The sequence below is a fragment of the Nostoc sp. UHCC 0251 genome (genome assembly GCF_034932245.1).
GTDB lineage: Bacteria > Cyanobacteriota > Cyanobacteriia > Cyanobacteriales > Nostocaceae > Nostoc.
On record NZ_JAYGHD010000024.1, the window covers coordinates 1 to 17,409 of the forward strand.

Below are 17,409 nucleotides of genomic sequence, written 5' to 3' on the forward strand. Positions count from 1 at the left end.
CACTTGTACTGAGCGTATCGCTAAAGCGAAAGCTTCGCTAACGCGTAGCGTCTCGTAGAGAAGTCGAAGTATTTGTCCAAAGTGAATAACCAATGACTAATGACCAATGACTAATGACTTTTACTTAGCCATTGACAACATCTCCACCATTGACATGTAACACTTGCCCAGAGACATAAGAAGCATCATCAGAGGCTAAATATACGTAGCTAGGAGCAACTTCTTCTGGTTGTCCGGCTCGTTGCATTGGTACTTGTTTACCAAAAGTTTCAACTTTCTCTTCAGGAAAAGTTGAGGGAATTAAAGGTGTCCAAATTGGTCCTGGCGCGACAGCATTAACGCGAATTCCTTTGGATACCAAATTTTTCGATAAGGAGCGAGTAAAAGCAACGATTGCACCTTTTGTAGAGGAATAATCTAGTAGTTGTGGGCTACCTTTATAAGCTGTTACCGATGTGGTATTGACGATAGAACTGCCTGCTTGTAGATGCTTGAGTGCAGCTTTAGTCATGAAAAACATCGAGAATATATTAGTGCGGAAAGTTCGCTCTAGTTGTTCTTTGGTGATTTCTTCGATACTTTCTTTCGGATGTTGTTCGGCAGCGTTGTTGATGAGAATATCGAGTTTGCCAAACTCCCCAACTGTTTGCTGTATAGCTTGCTGACAAAAGGTTTCATCGCCAATATCACCTGCAATAGTTACTGCACGACGCCCTTGTTTTTCTACCAAATGTTTTGTTTCTTTAGCATCATCGTGTTCATTGAGGTAAAGAATTGCCACATCTGCACCTTCTTTAGCAAATGCGATCGCTACAGCACGACCGATACCACTATCTGCACCCGTAATCAATGCTACCTTATCTTGTAGCTTGCCACTACCCCGATACTGCTCATCATCTGCTTTGGGTTTTGGCGTCATTTCTGATTCAACACCTGGTGCTTCTTGCTGCTGTGGCGGTTGTAGTTTTTGCTCTTTTTTCTCTTTTTGCTCTTTTGATTTAGGCATAGGTTTTGTCTTGCTAATTGAGTTTTGACTGTAATTAGGTACTTATGAATTTGGGTTATGCTAGAGGTAATAAGTGACAAATGACAGATAATAATTTGTCTCTATGTTCCCCTATTTTGTCCCCATTTCAAAAGTAAACCTTGGATCGAAATTTCAACCCAAGGTTTTTTTGGCTTGGCTACTACCAGCCATTTGCAATTTTAGGTATTTATACACCCAATGCTTACCAAACACACTTATTGCTGGCAATTGCACGCGGCTTACATTATTTCTCCTCACACCTGACACACGCTATTGATCTGACCACGAAAAACAACTATACAACTTTGATTCGATGAAAGATTCCTCATTTTCATCTGCTTTAAAGTTAACTATTATGTTGCTGTACTTTATCAATCCATAGAGGTAAACAAAGCTGAAATTTAATCAACCCTAAGACATAAAATAAATTATCTCTTCTGGCTCAAGAATTAGCTCATTTTTCAGAACCGAAAATATAGATTTATACTTCCTTGTTTTGTGTTGCAAACATAACTATGATTGTGGAATCGATTTTCGTTAATATTAATAATTTAGGCTAATATCTGCATAGCTGCCTTTTTGCAGATAGACTAAAGTCCTTGCAAAAGCGCTTGACGACTAGTCCCCAAAGTAATAGCCCAAAAGCCCGCGTGGTGCGCTACATTGAGATTATTAGAGGGTAGGGGTTATGGCAATACTAAATATTTCTGAGTCAGAGCAGGTTGAAAAGTTTCACCACTTACAATTAACCCTGAGCGATCGCTGGAAAACGAGCGAGTCATTTGACAATAATGAAGCGGATATTTTAATTATTCCCTCCCTGAGTCTCGACCAGCGCGAACTCCAAAAGATCGAAGGCTGCGAGCATTATGAAGAAAGATTACTATTTTCCTTAATTCGGTTACAGAATCCCCGGACTCGCTTGATTTATGTAACATCTGTACCGCTGCATCCTAGTATCATTGATTATTATCTGCAACTGTTGCCAGGAATTCCCTTTTCTCACGCTCGCAATCGCTTGCTGCTACTTTCTACTTACGATTCCTCACTTAAGCCTCTGAGTCAAAAAATTTTAGAACGCCCTCGTCTGCTAAAGCGCATTCATCAAGCTTTGAGGCTAGATAAATCATTTATGATCTGCTACAACTCTTCGCACTGGGAAGGCGAATTGTCTGTAAAACTGGGTGTACCTCTGTATGCGGCTGCACCAGATTTACAGATTTGGGGGACAAAAAGTGGCAGTCGGCAAATCTTCAAAGAAAGCGGAGTACCGCATCCAGATGGCACTGAAAAAATTTGGAACCACGCAGATTTGGCAGAAGCTACCAGTGATTTGTGGGAACGTCAACCGACATTAAAACGGGTAGTGGTAAAACTCAACGAAGGCATTTCGGGAGAGGGAAATGCATTGCTCGATCTTAGACCAATTGAGAATCTAGCACCAGGTATTGGGACTCATGCCGAAAGGGTAGCAGCAATTAGCGATCGCTTCTCAACAATGCGCTTTCAAGCAAAAAAAGAAACTTGGGATAATTTTTCGGGAAGAATCCCGGAATTAGGAGCAATTTCCGAAGCATTTGTAGAAGGGGAAATTAAGCGATCGCCCAGCGTCCAAGGACGGATTACACCCACTGGCGAAGTAGAAATTCTTTCAACCCACGACCAAATTCTCGGAGGCCCAGATGGTCAAATTTATCTTGGTTGTCGGTTTCCCGCTGATGAAAGATATCGATTACAATTACAGCAATTGGGGTTACAAGTTGGCAGAAAGCTAGCAGAGAAAGGCACTTTAGAGCGATTTGGCGTAGATTTTATCGCCGTTGACAAGGGTAACGAAGAGTGGGATATTCAGGCGATCGAAATTAACCTGCGTAAAGGCGGTACAACTCATCCATTCATGACCCTGAAATTATTAACGAACGGTCGCTATGACCTTTCTACGGGTTTATTTTATAGTCAGCAAGGTCGTCCAAAATATTATATTGCCACTGATAATTTGCAAAAAGAGCGCTATCAGGGATTATTACCTAATGATTTAATGGATGTCATCGCTCACCACAGACTGCACTTTGATAGCGGTACTGAAACGGGCACAGTGTTTCATCTTATGGGTTGCCTTTCGCAGTTTGGCAAGTTGGGATTAACCAGCATCGGTGATTCCCCGCAACAAGCACAAGACATTTATAACAAAGTCGTGAAAGTTCTAGATGAAGAAACCCGCAGCGAAAATCCTGATTTCTCAGCCTTTTCGGATTATTCCTTTCCCGTAGCTTGGGATGAATATAGTTGAGGGTCATTGGTCATTGGTAAGCTAAAAAACATCTAAGAAAGCATAATCGAATTAAATATAACTCTTGTGGGGTGGGCATCTTGCCCGCCCAGCTTATGCAATTTAACAGATTAGTTCTGAATGCGATCGCTATTAGGTAAATCTTGCTGGTTATTTGGCTCTTTAGGAGATTGAGATTGAGTATATATATAAGTTACTAATCCTAAAATCAGCCCAATAGCTAAGACCACTCCCACAATTCGCAGGAAATTGGGAGTAACTCTCGTAGTTAGCTGCTCACCTAACCTTGGTTGGTAGATAGTGTCATCCGTTCGCACTTGTGGTCTACTTTGATTGGATGCAGGCCGCGGTTGATACAATGTCACATCTGGCCGCACTTGGGGACTGCCTTGATTAGATGCAGGTCGTGGTTGAAACAACGTCTTATCTGGTGGCACTTGCGGGCTGCCTTGAGTAGATGCAGGTCGTGGTTGAAACAACGTCTTATCTGGTGGCACTTGCGGGCTGCCTTGATTAGATCCAGGTCGCGGTTGAAACAACGTCTTATCTGGTGGCACTTGCGGGCTACCTTGATTAGATCCAGGTCGCGGTTGAAACAAAGTAACGTCAGGTTTGCTGGGGTTTGGATTATTCACAGGACTCTGTTGACTTTGCTCAATTGGGTTAAACTGTCTCGGAACGGTTTCGTGATTTGAACCTTGATTGTGTGCAGATGGAGGGCGAATAACCGTGTCGTCGTTCGATTGCCTGGGAACGGTTTCGTGATTTGAGCCTTGATTGTATGCAGATGGAGGGCGAATAACAGTGTCGTCGTTCGATTGTCTCGGAATAGTTTCGTGATTTGAACCTTGATTGGAGGAAGGTTGCGATCGCCCAGTCATCTGCCCAGGTACACTAGTAGTCCCTGTGGCAAATTTGGCAGCAGCTTGCAAAGCCTGATTCAGTTCTTCTACCGTTGCAAATCGGTTAGCTGGGTTCTTGTGGAGACATTTCATCACCACCGCTTCCAATTGCACGGGTAAATGCTCACACCCTGGTTGCGATCGCAGTGGTTTCGGTGGCTCATAAGCATGAGCTAATACCCAAGAAGCTTCGCTGATATGACTACCCTTAATGCTGATTCCAAATGGATCGGCTGCACTCAGCATTTCATAAAGGATAATCCCTAAGCTGTAAATATCACCTCTAGCATCCAAGTTTTTATCACTTTGGATTTGCTCAGGAGGTGCATAACGAAATGTACCGATAAATGTACTAGTTATATTTGTAATATTGGAATTTTCTGAAGATTCACTGCGAATTTTGGCGACACCAAAATCCAAAACCTTTACCCACTCTCCCAAATCTGTAGGCACTAAAAATATATTATCTGGTTTCAGGTCACGATGAACTACCTGAATATGCTCAGTGGTTTTTCCGCCATCCCGTTGGAGAGTCACCCCTTGATGGGCAAGCTGTAAGCCTTGGCAAACTTGCGCCATAATCTTCACTGTTCGCTCAACAGATAGCCGCTTTTCGCGCAGTAGTAATTGCCTAAGGGTTTGCCCTCGCAAATATTCCATTACGTAAAATGGAAAACCTTCCGGGGTGACACCACAATCACTAATCTTAACAATGTGGTCACTTTGCAAAGCAGCACAAACTGCCACCTCACGCTCAAAACGCTTTCGCATTTCTTGTGATGCCAGCAGCGTATCTTTGAGCAACTTCAACGCTACCTGCTGACCTACACGGGTGTCCGTTGCTAGGAAGACTTCTCCCATGCCACCCCCGGCTAACCGTCTGTCTAAACGGTATCGCTGGTTATCACCTACAAAGCGACCATTCCAAGAATTTGAAGAAGGTGGGGATTTCATCTGGGGCAACCCATCCTAGTTACTTTAAGTGTTAGCTTTAGTCAGATATACTACTAGTATTACAAATATAATTGTTTGCTTCTTAACTTAGATAAATATTAGTAATATATGCTACTAGCGTTTATCTAATCATACTCAGCTTAACATATTAGTAGCTTAAAGTAATGCTAGCAATTTGATAAAATGTTTAAAATTAATACCTGTGGTGGTTGAAATTTGTTCCTGATGTGAAGTTCACGCAAAGTCTATGAGGTTGTCAGCTTCAGTAAGTAGTGCTGAATGCTGACTATAGTTAAACTTGACAGACCATAGCATTTCTCGTTTGGATGAAGTACATTTTTAAACTTCACCGCGTATTTGCTTATGCAAACACGGGATAAGGTGGTCACTGTATTGCACCCAAATGAGAACTGCTATTGCCATGAGGAAAGAGAATGAGTAATGTGCTCTCTATAGCCGCCGTGACAGCAGTACTAAAAGTCTTGCTGGAAAATGGTTTAGTCAGTGATCCGATCGCTGCTAGTGTTGGTGATGTAATTGTAAGTGCCCTACCGCCCGATCGAATATCAGTTGAAGCTGACGAACGCGCTCAAATCAACCTCTTTCTCTATCAAGTAACGCAGAATCGCAATGTCGATTGGGTATCTCAGGAATTTCGGAGCAGGCACTCACGGATTAATGGAAACCCGCACTCCCCGACTCCACCACTAGCTCTTGATCTCCACTACTTGCTTACAGCTTACGGGCCCAAGGATTTTCAGGCGGAGCTTTTACTGGCTTATGCAATGCATTTATTACATAAAACACCAACTATTACATCTGATATTATTGAAAATACTCTAATAAATGCCTCTACAAGCAATACCTCAAGTGCCTTTTCGCAAGCTGTAGCAAGTGTGTCTGTATCCGATTTAGCTGAACAAATTGGGCAGATAAAATTAACTCCAGAGTTTTTTAACATGGAAGAAACTTCTAAGTTATGGTCTGCTTTACAGACCCACTATCGACCTTCAGCTACCTATCTGGCATCAATGGTATTGATCGAGAGTAGCAATGAAAAGTCTGAAAGTTTCTCCATGATGCCCTTGTCTCAACCGAGTATAGAGCAAGTTTTGGCTCCGGCAAAGACTGATCAAATAATTGTTGCGGGTACAACATTAATAATTCGTGGTAAGCGGTTACGCGGTGAGATCACCCGAATCCGATTAGGTAATAGTGAGACGTTAATAGTACCTCAGGAAGTTAAAGAAACGCATATTAGCCTTTTAGTTCCGCCAGATTTGTATCCAGGTGTGCAGGGTATCCAAGTTGTACATCTCACAATGGGCAATGTAGGGGGAATGGATCATCTAGTCGAATCAAACGTTGCGGCTTTTGTCCTCCGTCCAACAATTACAGCATTCGTCGCTCAAGTGGAAAACAGCGGCGATAATTTACGCACAGCAGAAATTACCGTTAAATTTCAGCCCAAAGTTGCTAAGACACAGCGGGTAGTTTTGCTACTGAATGAAGCGTCAGGTGATAGTCCAGTAACTTACTCTTTCTTGGTTGCACCACGCACCGAAGACACGGATGCAATCATTATTCCTGTCAAAAACGTGAAGCCAGGAACTTATATTGTTCGGGTGCAGGTAGATGGGGCAGAAAGTCCACTGCATAAAAATCAGTCTGGGAAATATGATTCGCCACAGGTGACAATTTTATAAGAACTACTACAATTAACCGCAATTAGACGTTGCTGAATTAAAGTATAAATCTGGATGTAGAGACGTAGCAGTGCTACGTCTCTACAAGGATTTTGGTATCATGCAAAATCATTTTCATACATGGAATCAGCAACGCCCGCAATTAAGTTAGTACAACTTGAAGCGTTTCTTGCCAATCTAACTGCAACCGTAAGTGAGCATTGCCGCTATTAATGGCAATTTCTACCCAGCCGTGGCTGCCAACTAAAGCTATTATCTCTCCCACGTTGACATCACTGTAAGTTTCACAGCCTGGTATACTCAACCCAGCGGCTTGCACACACCAAGTTTTGCCTTCTACGTAACTCCCTGGAATGTTGCTCACTAAGTTGCCAAAGTGGTCAATATATTGAATGCAACCCACTACACCTGCGGTTGTCTGCTTGCACTCGCCGATATCTAGTTTTACCAAACTTGCTGGATCAATTTCTTGTCCTAGCTGTTTGAGAGAGACACCACTAGCAAGATTAGCTCCCACTGGTGCAAAGATATCCCTACCGTGAAAAGTTTTACTTGGTTGAGGAGTTCGCCAATAGTTAAGATTTGTAAGTTCAACGGCTGCGTAGGCGTAGCCCGTCGTAGACATCGCTGGACTTTGACTAAGTACCCCGCTAAAGATACCATTATCTGGGCCTACCAAAAACCCTTGAGCAAATTCTACTGCGATCGCTCGTCGCTTGCTTCCCACACCCGGATCTACTACTGCCACATGCACTGTGCCAACTGGGAAATAGGGATAAGCATTCATCAAGCAAAACCTGGCTGCGGCGATGTCTTGCGGCGGAATTTGGTGGGTTAAGTCTACTACCGTAAGTCTAGGGTTGATTTGGGCTATGACTCCCTTCATTATGCCTACATAAACGTCGCGATCGCCGAAATCGCTCAGTAAAGTCATGATTGGTTGTTGACCTATCTGCTTCTTAGACATATTTTTGCTAAAATATACATTAAGTCGGAACTTTCTGTAGCAACAGCTACAAAATATGTGTTATGTTAAGGATGCAAGATATAACACAAAAAATTAAAGAGGGTAATTACTATGAATCAAAATAGACTACAAAGTGTCAGGAAAGCACAAGAAGCTCACAGAGAGAATATTCAAAAGAGCCTAGAGCATCGCTTGCAAGTAGCCAGAGCAAAGGGCGACGAACAACTGATTCGTCAGTTGGAAGCTGAGATGAGGTATTCCAGCTAAATCAAGTTTTCAGTGTTCTTAGTTTGTTGTGTAACCCGCTATAGCGGGTTTTTTTGTTTTTAGGGGGTTTTCTGGTAATTGCGCTGTTAGAGGATGTTTGATATCACGTACTATAATTATTACGCCTGAGCTTTAAGAATTGTTTGATTATTAGCTAATTTTGTTATTCCTCCAAAAACAATTAGCCAAGCTACTACTACAACCCAGTGGATTAAAATTATTACCCACAAAGAGCCTGTTAAGGTATATGCAACAGTAGATATAATTCCCAACAATGAAGTTAAAGTAAGAAAAACACCATTAAAGAATGTGGGAATTCCCGCTTTAAAAAATGTTTTAGCGTTCAATGGATGATATAAAACAAACAATACCAAACTCACTATCGCCCACAAACTCCATCGGGACCAATTGGTGATTTCGCTAGGATGAGGAAGCAAAATAACGCGAAAAAAAACTTCTTCAATGATTGCAGGCGTAAATAAACAACGCAACATTAATAAGCATTTATCATTCCAATTTGCAGACCAAAATTGTATCTGTAAAAATCCAAATTTCCAGCCATAAGGTATGGCAATCAAGCTATAAATTATCAGAAGTAAAACCAGAACTAACCAATCTTGTAATTTAGGAACAGCTAACGACGATAAAACACGAGTTAAAATAATTGAAAGCGGTGGAATATTAGTAAAGGGAATCTTAATTTGTCCTAAAAATTCTGTTGGTGCAATAGGTATAATATTGGATTGCCAACCACCAACTTGATTGGTTCGTAATACTTGCATAATCGCACCATGTTTGAAAAATATTGCCGCGAGTTCATCGTGTACTTGCCTTGGCATTATTGTTCGCCATGTTGTCAAACCAGCCCAAATACTACCATCTTGAAATGGTTTCGTCGTTTTTCCTATTCCCGTACCTGCGAGTACACCTGCTTGACTCTGCCAATCAGCACGAATTATTCCCAAGGGTGCTAATTGTTGTTCTAAAGATTTACCTAATTTAACTAGCTGCTGAAAACGTAATGCTTGCGGATGATTAGGGTTTTTGCGTACCCAAGTTTGAATTTTAGGAGTTGTAGCAACTTGGTTTTTAATTGCCATTATCGCAACATAAAGTGCTTGGCTTGAGTCTTGAACACATGAGGTACTAGGTGATACCATTGCGCCACCAGTACCATCGCCAACGCGATAACGTGCCATTGTTACCTGTAATTGTTGCTGGAATTGCTCTAAAGGCGAAAGTTTAATACCATCAAAATCATAATCCTGTGTTACAGGGTCAAATTTGATCAGAATATCTGATACAGGACGTGTTGCCAGCCAGCCACGTTGCAAATTACCCATATAATCAGCCCATGTGTGCGTTCCGGCAATAATTCCATCAGGGTTATGGGCATAAATTTGGTGGTATTTAATCTCAAAGCGTAATTCGTTAGTAAACTCGTCGCGGACAACTTCTGCGATTCCAAAAGCAAAATGTCCGGTGATAGTATTAGGTATTGCGATCGCTTCAGCTTTACGTCCGCCAATTCCCCCGAATAGGTGTAGTACAATCGCTTTATCGCCTTGTTGCCATTTTGATATAGATGTTTCTATAGGTTTTAACAAGGCAGTATTGAATTTACCTTTATTTTTTTCGGTATTTTGCCAATTTACCTCTTGGATATAATTTAGCCCTAATTCCTTGCCAGTGATGATTTGACGGGGTTGAATTTTAAACAGAGAACGAGGTGCAAGGGCACTTACTGTAAATACGGCATTTGCATCTTTAGCGCCATAAATATACCACCCATCCTCACCCGCAGGTGATTTTTCAATTTGCTGCGAACTTGAAGGTGCAAAGTTTCTCGTATCTATTACTTGTTGGGGAATACGAATAGTTTCTTGAATCCCATCAAATTTATTTGAGTTAGGGTTATAGTGCTGGACAGAAAAATAATCCCTATCCTGCTGATATTTTGTAGATAAAAGATTAGATGTAACCGGGTTAATTATTTTCACTAATCCATAAAATCTACCAGTTGCCAAAACAGGTTCGCGTTCAATTTGCAAAATGGATTTTTCTCCATCTGCATTGATGATTGTATTTGCATCTAAAGCAACAATTACATCATCTTGCGGATTTGCACCAGCCAAAGAGCGTAAAATACCTACTTGATGAACTCCATTTAGTCGAAAAGGATGGATATTCCCTTGTTTTTGACTTTTAATCACTTCTGAAGGGAAATTTATATCTCGCGTTACAGCTTTAACTTTAGCAAGCAAATCTTCATTATTTTTCCATTCCAGACGCACAATCTTTCCTACCAAATTTTGCGCTGTGGGTGGTGCATATTGCACTTCCATCCATACCCAATCTAAACCATCTTGTAATTGCTGTTTTGTTGGTAAAATTAACCTTCCTACCCAGTCGCTAACGGGTTTATAAAGTTTTGTGGATGGAGTTTGTCCAACTGGATAAAAACTAGGTTGATTAAAGTTTTGTCGAGTATGTATCGCGTAATTGCTTTCTTTTTGTACTAGCTGTGGTTCTCTTATAGAGAGTCCTTGCGACGCAATTACTAATATAAATACTAGCAGTAAAAATATCGGAAACACTAGCCTTATTTTTCGATTTAATCCACGCCAAATCATATATTATCAACCAATACGGTTCAGTTAAGGGCTACTGGCAACAATTTTTGGTTTTCAAGACGCGATAAATCGCCGTCTCTACAAGTGTTTTGGGCTTATCTGAACTGTATTGTATTATCAACAACTAATATTATGCCAACTTGATTATTTATTAAACCCCAATCACCTCGCCAAAGCTACACGCGGTAGGGGAAATTCATGAATTGCCCCTACCTGGAAATTAGGGCTTGGGCTATTTTTTGCGTTTATGCGGACATGATAGCCCAATTTAATGTCATGCCACTACTGTAACCGCAAAGCATAATGGTAAAACTCTTCATTCTTAATGTAATCTCGCGCTTCATAGAGTTTTTGCGCGGTTATGTTAGAAATTTGAGTAGATAAAATTACTCGAATTGCTCCACTTTTTTTTGCATATTCTTCCGCAACACTCATCAATAATTTTGCAATTCCCCTGCGGCGATGTGACTCTTCTACATACAAATCGTTCAATATCCATACTCGTTTCATCGACACTGAAGAAAAGCTGGGATAAAGCTGAGTAAATCCAACTAATTCTCCATTGTCATTAGCTGCAAATACTATCGAGTCATTTTTATTAAAACGTTCTTTGAGAAACTCCTTGGCAGCTTCAAGGTTTGATGGCTGATTGTAAAAAATACGATACCGATCAAATAGTACTGAAAGACTTTCAATATGATTAATATTAGCCAAGAAAACTTCCATTGAGTGCCCTCATCACTTCAATGCAGTTTACACCACAATACGGTTTACTTAAGAGCTACTGGCAAAAATTTCGGGTTTTTGAGACGCGATAAATCGCCGTCTCTACAAGTGTTTGCGTCTGATCTGATCTGAACTGTATTGTCTATTATCTTTGCATTCTAAATTCAAGTAATTGGTGGGCATTGCCCACCCTACTTAGATAACTCCTGGGTTAACTAAGCTTTTGGTTTATGAGTCGAAGCAACGTGCAATTCTTTCAACTGTTTAGCATCTACACTCGAAGGTGCATCTGTTAACAAACAACGCGCTTGTTGTGTCTTCGGAAAAGCAATCACATCTCGAATGGATTCTTCGCCAGCTAGCAACATTACCAAACGATCTAAACCGTAGGCGATGCCACCATGCGGTGGTGTACCATATTCAAATGCTTCTAAGAGAAAGCCAAATTTACTTTGTGCTTCTTCTGGAGATAAACCAATCGCTTCAAACACCTGCTGTTGAATTTCTCGCTGATAAATCCGCAGACTTCCGCCGCCAACTTCTACGCCGTTGAGTACCAAGTCGTAAGCTTGAGCGCGTGCTGTCTTTAAGTCGCTCAAATCATCAGGATGTGGTGCTGTAAACGGGTGGTGTAGTGCTTCTAGACGCTTTTCGTCAGCATTCCACTCGAACATGGGGAAATCTGTAATCCAGAGTAAGTTGATTTTTTCTGGATCAATTAAGTTAAATTCTCTAGCGATCGCTTGCCGTAATCTATCTAATGTCTTATTAACTGTAGCAGCTTCCCCTGCCCCAAACAACAGTAGATGTCCAGCTTTTGCACCTGTACGGCGTAAAATTTCTTGTTTTTGTTCCTCGCTGAGGTTGTCTTTAATCGCCCCAATGGTGTCAATTTCGCCATCATCCCTGACGCGGATATAAGCTAAACCTTTAGCACCGGCTTCGCTGGCTTCTTTAAATAAATCACCGCCTGGTTTAATGCGGACATTAGAAATTACATCGTTACCGTTGGGAATGGGCAGGATTTTGACGATACCACCATTTGTAACAGTGTCCCGAAAGACTTTGAAACCAGAGTCTTTGACAATATCTGAGACATCAACTAATTCCAAACCATAGCGGGTATCTGGTTTATCACTCCCGTAGCGTTCCATACCCTCAGCGTAAGTGAGGCGGGGAAAAGGACGTTGCAACTCAATGCCTTTAACTGTTTTGAAGATATGGCAAACTAAGTTTTCATTCAGTTCGATAATTTCTTCTTGGGACATGAAGCTCATTTCCATGTCCAACTGGGTAAATTCCGGTTGTCTGTCGGCGCGTAAGTCTTCGTCACGAAAGCAACGGGCAATCTGATAATATCTATCCAAGCCGGATACCATCAGCAATTGTTTAAATAGCTGGGGTGATTGCGGCAAAGCATACCACTCGCCAGGATTGACGCGACTGGGTAGAACATAATCCCGCGCCCCTTCTGGGGTAGAACGGGTAAGGATTGGGGTTTCGACTTCGATAAAACCTTCCAAATCTTCTAGATAACGACGCATGGCTTTGACAATTTGATGACGCAGTTGCAAATTTTGCGCCATGCGTTCGCGTCGCAAATCCAAATAACGATATTTCAGCCGCAAGTCTTCCCGCACTGTTTCGGTGTCAGCTATCGAAACTTGGAAAGGTAACTGTTTGCGAACAGCATTCAGGAGTTCAATTTTATCGGCGTAGATTTCTACCTCGCCTGTTGGGATGCGAGTATTCAGCGATTCTTCGGGACGTTGCGTTACCCTACCAGTGATTTCGACAACATATTCATTTCGCAGAGCGTTCGCATCTTCGTAGGAATCTGGGGTGCGTTGCGGATCGCTGACGATTTGGACAATTCCAGAGCGATCGCGTAAATCTAAAAATATCACACCACCGTGATCGCGGCGACGGTCTACCCATCCGTAAAAGGTAACAGTTTCTCCAATATGTTCTTTTCGGAGTTCGCCGCAATAATGAGTTCGCATAAGTGTTAATTATTGTTTCCTGGGCTAGATTGGCAAGAAAATGTCAAAGCCTTCCCATTATCTAGCATCAATAGTAATTGTAGTAATAAACATACAATATATCTCACGATATATCTCACGCCAATTTGGCAAAGGTCGATTGGGGCAGTGGGTAAGACGCAAAAGCTCAAAGAAGACGCGATCGGGCAAAGAAATTATCAGATACTCTAATCGTGTCCTGCCACCACCATCTTTTCCGTAATATAATGTTTCCGTTTTGACAATGTATTTTTGTGTAACTTAACTATGGAACACAACTAATAACTGTTAATCACTGTCTCCATAAAAATCTTCATCTAATAACTGTTCTATCAGAAAATGACAATCGAGAGGATATTCTGCTTCTGTTGGTTTTATCACTGCTAATTTGGCTTTTTTCCTCGAAAACGATGTTCTGTAACAGAACTATACCAGCTTCCATTCATCATCTCAGGAGCATCAGATTGAACGGTTAACTGCTCCCATAAGTTCGGGAACTGCTCCCATAAGTCCGGGAGCCGCTCCCATAAGTCCGGGAACTGCTCCCATAAGTTCAGGAGCTGCTCCCAGTTGCAATAATATTGATAACAACAGCTTAAATATGGTGTGCAGCAAGTCGTTGAAATGCCGATGGTGCTGGAATATCTGCGAGATGCTGGCGTATCACCTCAGCACACGCACCCGAACTTAACAACGAGGTATCGACTTCAAGATCATAGATGCCAGGGATGTGGACTTCACGTTGCCATAACTGAACCGGATGTGGTATCAACGAGTCGGCTGCACTTCCCACTTTCCCCGCCGTTTTTTGTCGCCGTTCCATAATGGTTTCAATGGGGCAACGAACGCCTACAAACAAGACCGCCAATCCGTTTAAACGCCGCGCACTATCGGCCAGAATACCTCGCGGGATTGCGTAGGCGTCATGGTGTCCGACATCAACCACGACATTCAGACCCAAGCGGCTGTGGGCGGCAATGGACTCATACATGGCACTGTACAAAATAGGAACAAGGGGTTCGATATCCTGGCGTTCTCCCCCTGGCCGCAGACCGATCCCAGGCAGGTATCGTGCGGGAGTCATTTGCATAAAGCTATCAACACCCAAGTTCATCCAAAGACCATCAAATGTCTCCTGGATGACTGCGGCAATGCTCGACTTCCCCGATCGCGGGGCACCATTCAAGATGATAATCTGCCCTAGCTCCTTTGCCTGCCCCACGATCGCTCCTGCGTTTTTAATATATAGTTAGCAGTTCTACGTTAAGGCTAAAACGTTGAATAGGCAATTGAAAATGCTTCTACCTCAGCTAATACCTCAGTTATGCTCTTATAGTGCGTGTTGCATCCAAAATTTTTGTATTTTGCCAAAACCCGAAATATTGCACAGCAAACTTGTATAAAATCTCAGTAATATCAATTCTCTAAAATCCGTCACCAGATTCAAACCCCAAAACCCATATTTAATCTGACTTTATTAATTACGAACTACAAATTACGAATTACGAATTAGTGATTATGCTGCTAGACTACTCCGATAAAAATCTTCGAGGTCGTTCTTTTAAAGGTCAAAACCTGACTGGGACTAACTTTAGCGGTAAGGATATTAGAGGGGCAGATTTTACTAACGCAATTCTTAAAGATGCTGATTTTACAGGTGCTAAGGCTGGACTACCGCGACGTTGGACTATTGGGTTACTGATAATCTCATGGCTGGTATCAGCACTATCAGGGTCTTTATCAATCTTCATTAGTTCATCAGTAACAGGTATTCTCGACTTCAAAAACATTGGTAACTTCGTTGTTGGGATAGTCTCCCTGGTTATGGCGGCAGTCTTTTTTATTGTCACTAGCCGCAGAGGTTTAACAGCTGGTTTAAAAGCCGTAGTCGGAGCCTTCGCCGTAGCCGGAGCCTTCACCGGAGCCTTCACCGTAGCCGTAGTTGGAGCCTTCACCTTCGCCTTAAACAGACCCGGAGCCAAAGCCGCCTTCGCCTTCCTCTTCCCCTTCCCCACAGGCGAAGCCCAAACCGAAGCTTTCGCCAAAGCCATGACCGAAGCTTTCGCCAAAGCCATAGCCAAAGCCATAACCGAACCCGAAGCTTTCGCCAAAGCCATGGCCGAAGCTTTCGCCAAAGCCATAGCCGGAGCCGAAGCCGAAGCCATAGCCATAGCCGTAGCCGGAGCCTTCCCCGGAGCTGGAGTCGGAGCCTTCACCGGAGCCATAGCCGGAGCCATAGCCGTAGCCATAGCCGTAGCCGGAGCCTTCCCCTTCGCTGGAGCCTTCGCCGTAGCCGAAGTCGTAACCGGAGCCATAGCCGGAGCCATAGCCGTAGCCATAGCCTTCACCGGAGCCGGAGCCGGAGCCGTAGCCTTCACACTATTTAGCGCTTACATCGGCTGGCGTAGTTTAGCAGGATATGAAAGAGATGCTTGGATTCGCTCATTTGCTCTTGCCTTTGCTGCTACAGGTGGAACTAGCTTTCGCAATGCCGATTTAACCGATGCTGATTTTACTGGTGCAACCCTGAAAAACACAGATTTTAGAAAAGCAAACCTTACACGTACCCGTTTTTATGAAGTAAAAAAACTTGACTTAGCCAGAGTAGACGACTCAATATTAACTAAATTAGCTCTTCTAAAATTACTCGTAAGTGGCAATGGTCGAGGAAAATCTTATGCTGGTGCAAACCTGAAAGGCGCTAACCTAATAGGTGCAGATTTAAAAAAAGCTAATCTTAAAGACGCTTATATTAGTGAAGCCACCTTCCAAGGAGCTTGCTTAGAAGGGGCAAATCTGACTTTAACTCAAGCTGTTAGCACTGATTTTACCAGCGCTCAAATGACAGGTGCTTGTGTAGAAGCGTGGAATATTGAAAGTACAACCAAGTTAGATAATGTAGATTGTCGCTTTATCTATCTTCTCGAAAACCCAAAGCCTGAAACCGATGACCGAGAACGTCGTCCCAGTAGTGGAGAATTTCAACTAGGAGAATTTACTAAACTCTTTGAAGAGGTTTTAAATACTGTTGATTTAATTTTCCGCAACGGTATTGACTGGAAAGCTTTTGTTAACGCCTTCCAAACAGTACAAAACCAAAATGAAGACACGAAATTAGCTCTACAAAGTATTGAAAATAAAGGTGATGGGGTTGTTGTCGTTAAGGTGGGTGTACCTGATGGTGCCAATAAAGAAAAGATTCATAGCGATTTTACGCAAAGTTATCAATTAGCATTGCAAGCTGTAGAAGAAAAATATAAAGCACAATTACAAGCTAAAGACAATGAAATAGTCATCTATCGCCAACAAAGTGGAGAGATGGCAGAGATTGTAAAATTATTAGCTAATAAGCCGATTAATGTTCAAGTTGATAATAAAGTTGAGAATAAAAATATGACTAACAGCAATGATGCCAGTCGCAAAATTGAAATTGGCAGTGTTGGCAGAGATTTTAATGCCAGTGGACAAGCTTTGAATTTAGGTGATATTAGCGGTACGGTAACAAATACCATCAACCAGTTACCAGCGTCTCCCGAACCTGATAAACCGGGAATTAAGGAATTGTTGACGCAATTGCAAGTAGCGATTGAGGCTGATACAAACTTACCTCAAGAAGATAAAGCTGAGGCATTAGAACAAGTGAAAGCCTTAGCAGAAGCGGGGAAAAATCCTCAAGAGGGAGCAATGCAAAAAGCGGCGAAAACAGCTATAAAGATTTTAAAAGGGACAATTTCTAGTTTACCCAGTGCTACAAAGTTGGTTGAAGATTGCAGCAATCTCTTACCGTTGATTTCCAATTTTCTGGGTTTAGGGTAGCGTGTAAAATTAAGAACCTGCGAATGGAATTCGGGGCTATACAAACAAAGTCCACTCCGTGGGCTAAGAGAAAATTAAGATTTTTTATTTAACCCGCGCA

The 17,409-nt window shown here is 42.3% G+C and carries 12 protein-coding genes; 4 read left to right on the plus strand and 8 right to left on the minus strand.

Annotated features, from left to right (window positions below):
- Positions 1-124 precede the first annotated feature (124 nt).
- Positions 125-1,006, minus strand: a complete 882-nt coding sequence (locus tag VB740_RS05180; protein WP_323198992.1) for an SDR family oxidoreductase — start codon at positions 1,004-1,006, stop codon at positions 125-127.
- Positions 1,007-1,715: 709 nt separating this feature from the next.
- Here VB740_RS05180 and VB740_RS05185 point away from each other — a divergent pair.
- Positions 1,716-3,317 carry a peptide ligase PGM1-related protein gene (locus VB740_RS05185; protein WP_323198993.1) on the plus strand — a complete coding sequence of 534 codons (1,602 nt, stop codon included), beginning with the start codon at positions 1,716-1,718 and terminating at the stop codon, positions 3,315-3,317.
- 110 nt (positions 3,318-3,427) lie between these two features.
- On the opposite strand, the gene VB740_RS05190 is transcribed toward VB740_RS05185, so the two are convergent.
- On the minus strand, positions 3,428-5,173 hold the full coding sequence (locus tag VB740_RS05190; RefSeq protein ID WP_323198994.1) for a serine/threonine protein kinase: 1,746 nt from the start codon (positions 5,171-5,173) through the stop codon (positions 3,428-3,430).
- Positions 5,174-5,607: 434 nt separating this feature from the next.
- On the opposite strand from VB740_RS05190, the gene VB740_RS05195 reads away from it, so the two are divergent.
- The gene (locus tag VB740_RS05195; RefSeq protein WP_323198995.1) at positions 5,608-6,879 is read left to right on the plus strand and encodes a DUF4255 domain-containing protein; all 1,272 of its coding nucleotides are present in this window, start codon (positions 5,608-5,610) and stop codon (positions 6,877-6,879) included.
- A gap of 142 nt (positions 6,880-7,021) precedes the next feature.
- Here VB740_RS05195 and VB740_RS05200 read toward each other — a convergent pair whose 3' ends face one another.
- Positions 7,022-7,846 (minus strand): SAM-dependent chlorinase/fluorinase, encoded by an 825-nt coding sequence (locus VB740_RS05200; protein ID WP_323198996.1) that lies wholly within the window; start codon positions 7,844-7,846, stop codon positions 7,022-7,024.
- A gap of 111 nt (positions 7,847-7,957) precedes the next feature.
- Here VB740_RS05200 and VB740_RS05205 point away from each other — a divergent pair, with 111 nt between their 5' ends.
- Positions 7,958-8,113 carry a hypothetical protein gene (locus tag VB740_RS05205; protein ID WP_323198997.1) on the plus strand — a complete coding sequence of 52 codons (156 nt, stop codon included), beginning with the start codon at positions 7,958-7,960 and terminating at the stop codon, positions 8,111-8,113.
- 119 nt (positions 8,114-8,232) lie between these two features.
- On the opposite strand, the gene VB740_RS05210 is transcribed toward VB740_RS05205, so the two are convergent.
- From VB740_RS05210 to VB740_RS05230, 5 genes are all read right to left on the minus strand, one after another.
- Positions 8,233-10,746: a type II CAAX prenyl endopeptidase Rce1 family protein gene (locus VB740_RS05210; protein WP_323198998.1), complete on the minus strand. Its 2,514-nt coding sequence runs from the start codon at positions 10,744-10,746 to the stop codon at positions 8,233-8,235.
- A 282-nt stretch (positions 10,747-11,028) separates the two neighbouring features.
- The gene (locus VB740_RS05215; RefSeq protein ID WP_323198999.1) at positions 11,029-11,472 is read right to left on the minus strand and encodes a GNAT family N-acetyltransferase; all 444 of its coding nucleotides are present in this window, start codon (positions 11,470-11,472) and stop codon (positions 11,029-11,031) included.
- 215 nt (positions 11,473-11,687) lie between these two features.
- The gene (gene aspS / locus VB740_RS05220) at positions 11,688-13,475 is read right to left on the minus strand and encodes an aspartate--tRNA ligase (protein WP_323199000.1); all 1,788 of its coding nucleotides are present in this window, start codon (positions 13,473-13,475) and stop codon (positions 11,688-11,690) included.
- 477 nt (positions 13,476-13,952) lie between these two features.
- Entirely contained in the window at positions 13,953-14,084 is a 132-nt protein-coding gene (locus tag VB740_RS05225) for a hypothetical protein (RefSeq protein ID WP_323199001.1), read from the minus strand.
- A 4-nt stretch (positions 14,085-14,088) separates the two neighbouring features.
- Positions 14,089-14,715: a chloramphenicol phosphotransferase CPT family protein gene (locus VB740_RS05230; protein WP_323199002.1), complete on the minus strand. Its 627-nt coding sequence runs from the start codon at positions 14,713-14,715 to the stop codon at positions 14,089-14,091.
- Positions 14,716-15,011: 296 nt separating this feature from the next.
- Here VB740_RS05230 and VB740_RS05235 point away from each other — a divergent pair, with 296 nt between their 5' ends.
- Complete coding sequence (locus tag VB740_RS05235) at positions 15,012-17,309, plus strand: pentapeptide repeat-containing protein (protein ID WP_323199003.1); 2,298 nt, start codon at positions 15,012-15,014, stop codon at positions 17,307-17,309.
- Positions 17,310-17,409: the final 100 nt, after the last annotated feature.

Bases quoted from the DNA above. Each gene is read 5' to 3' on its own strand.
- VB740_RS05180 (WP_323198992.1), bottom strand. From the start codon at position 1,006: ATGCCTAAATCAAAAGAGCAAAAAGAGAAAAAAGAGCAAAAACTACAA.
- VB740_RS05205 (WP_323198997.1), top strand. From the start codon at position 7,958: ATGAATCAAAATAGACTACAAAGTGTCAGGAAAGCACAAGAAGCTCAC.
- VB740_RS05190 (WP_323198994.1), bottom strand. From the start codon at position 5,173: ATGAAATCCCCACCTTCTTCAAATTCTTGGAATGGTCGCTTTGTAGGT.
- VB740_RS05215 (WP_323198999.1), bottom strand. From the start codon at position 11,472: ATGGAAGTTTTCTTGGCTAATATTAATCATATTGAAAGTCTTTCAGTA.
- VB740_RS05235 (WP_323199003.1), top strand. From the start codon at position 15,012: ATGCTGCTAGACTACTCCGATAAAAATCTTCGAGGTCGTTCTTTTAAA.
- VB740_RS05195 (WP_323198995.1), top strand. From the start codon at position 5,608: ATGAGTAATGTGCTCTCTATAGCCGCCGTGACAGCAGTACTAAAAGTC.
- VB740_RS05185 (WP_323198993.1), top strand. From the start codon at position 1,716: ATGGCAATACTAAATATTTCTGAGTCAGAGCAGGTTGAAAAGTTTCAC.
- VB740_RS05210 (WP_323198998.1), bottom strand. From the start codon at position 10,746: ATGATTTGGCGTGGATTAAATCGAAAAATAAGGCTAGTGTTTCCGATA.
- aspS (WP_323199000.1), bottom strand. From the start codon at position 13,475: ATGCGAACTCATTATTGCGGCGAACTCCGAAAAGAACATATTGGAGAA.
- VB740_RS05200 (WP_323198996.1), bottom strand. From the start codon at position 7,846: ATGTCTAAGAAGCAGATAGGTCAACAACCAATCATGACTTTACTGAGC.